The 1,721-nt window shown below is 33.6% G+C and carries 3 protein-coding genes and 1 pseudogene; 2 read left to right on the plus strand and 2 right to left on the minus strand.

The genetic code is table 11. The annotated features are described in order from the left end of the window. Nucleotides 1–116, plus strand: a pseudogene (locus GVV20_RS10480) (IS30 family transposase); the annotation flags it as partial. 42 nt (nucleotides 117–158) lie between these two features. Here GVV20_RS10480 and GVV20_RS10485 read toward each other — a convergent pair. Then, entirely contained in the window at nucleotides 159–362 is a 204-nt protein-coding gene (locus tag GVV20_RS10485) for a cold-shock protein (RefSeq protein WP_159633074.1), read from the minus strand. A gap of 255 nt (nucleotides 363–617) precedes the next feature. Further along, entirely contained in the window at nucleotides 618–812 is a 195-nt protein-coding gene (locus GVV20_RS10490) for a hypothetical protein (RefSeq protein ID WP_159741506.1), read from the minus strand. A gap of 207 nt (nucleotides 813–1,019) precedes the next feature. Here GVV20_RS10490 and GVV20_RS10495 point away from each other — a divergent pair, with 207 nt between their 5' ends. Then, the gene (locus GVV20_RS10495) at nucleotides 1,020–1,628 is read left to right on the plus strand and encodes a hypothetical protein (RefSeq protein WP_250690212.1); all 609 of its coding nucleotides are present in this window, start codon (nucleotides 1,020–1,022) and stop codon (nucleotides 1,626–1,628) included. Nucleotides 1,629–1,721 lie beyond the last annotated feature (93 nt).

Consider the following 1,721-nt stretch of genomic DNA (forward strand, 5'->3'; position numbering starts at 1 on the left):
AATATCTTGATGACATTGCCTTTAAAATCAACTCAATGCCTCGCAAAATGTTTGACTTTAAAACTGCTTATGAGATAGAATTTTTAAAAATGAATAGTGGTGCGGTTGAGATTTGATAAAAGAAAAGCTCTCACAATGAATTGTGAGAGCTTTTGTTATTATAACGGTCTTACGTTACTTGCTTGAGGACCACGTTGTCCTTCAACGATGTCAAAGCTAACTGCTTGTCCTTCGTTTAAAGTTTTGTAGCCTGTTGATTCGATAGCTGAGAAGTGTACGAACACGTCTTGGTTATCTGTATCATTTGTAATGAAACCGAAACCTTTTTCAGCATTAAAGAATTTAACTTTACCTGTTTCCATATATAGTGCCTCCTGTCTAGAATAAGGTTTAAACAGTTTAATAATAGACATTATATAAACGTTGAGTTCTTATTTCTAGTATAATCATAGGATAATACCTATGGTTTGTCAAATGATTTTCCGGTAGGTGACAAGACATAATTTACGAATACATCGTATGTTCGAACTGAGGCAAGGAAACGTTCAAAATATATCAATCTTCACAACTAAAATGTAGAATATTGAGAAATTTTTGGCTGCTATAGAAGTTGGAATTTACTCTTCAAAGCGTTTGTAGTGTTTCAATTTCATCTGTAGACGAATTGCTGAAATAATGTAGTGGATTGCGAAGATAAGACAACTCCAAAAGATGAATGTTGTAAATACAGTATAAAAGTCTGGGAATAGGTGACCGAGTAAATAAAGGCCACCAATTAACAATAATAGTGTCAATTTAGCGTGTTTATTCATACAAAGTACCTTCCTACTATAATGGTATCATCATTTATTGGATTTTTTTATACAACCTAAACACCAAAAGGCACAAGTTAGCCATTTATGCCCAGAGATAGCAAATTAGTCTATAAAGTCGTCAACCTAACCGCATTTATCAAAATAGAAGGAGGATACTGCTATAATGCAGGCAGATGGGTTTACTAACATAGGAGAGGGAATAGAATGGTAAAAAAAATAATATCAAACTATCGTGACAGTATTATCATTGCTTTTGATATTTCATTCTTTTATATAGTTTTGAGTAGCATTAAGAACGGGGTCTCTGTTTCGGTAATTATAATGCTTGTCTTAAGATCTGGATATATAATTTTAAGAAACTATACATTAAAAAATGACGGCGACACAAACGCGTCAAGAAAGACTTTTGTTACTGCACTTGCAATTGCACTTGATCAAGTCTTGTTTTATTTCATCTTGGCCGCAGTTTTTAACTTTGAAATTAAGATGGTAACCTTTTTTATGTTCTTAAGAGCATGTACTGAAATCCTTTTGTTTTCGAAGGGGACGATGAATGCTAAGGATTTTAGAGGAAACACTTGGTTTCGAAATATCGTATTAATACTTCTGGATAGTATTATATTTTTTGTGGTGTTGTACCAGATTTATGATGGGAACATGCTTTCTGTGGTTGGACTACTTATGATGCGCGAATTGGCCACTGCTTTCGTGGTCTTTGATACAATAAAAAACAGAGCACCTTGTGTGGGTTCTCTGTTTTGGCGATTTAATTATTTAGGGTTTATTAAAAATCTTACAAAACTACTATCGTGAACAAAATAAAAAAGAACCAATTTATTGGTTCTTTGTTTTAAAATTTATGGTGCGGATGAAGGGACTCGAACCCCCATGCACAAGGCGCTAGAT

The organism is Erysipelothrix aquatica (genome assembly GCF_009828775.2).
GTDB classification, from domain to species: domain Bacteria; phylum Bacillota_I; class Bacilli_A; order Erysipelotrichales; family Erysipelotrichaceae; genus Erysipelothrix; species Erysipelothrix aquatica.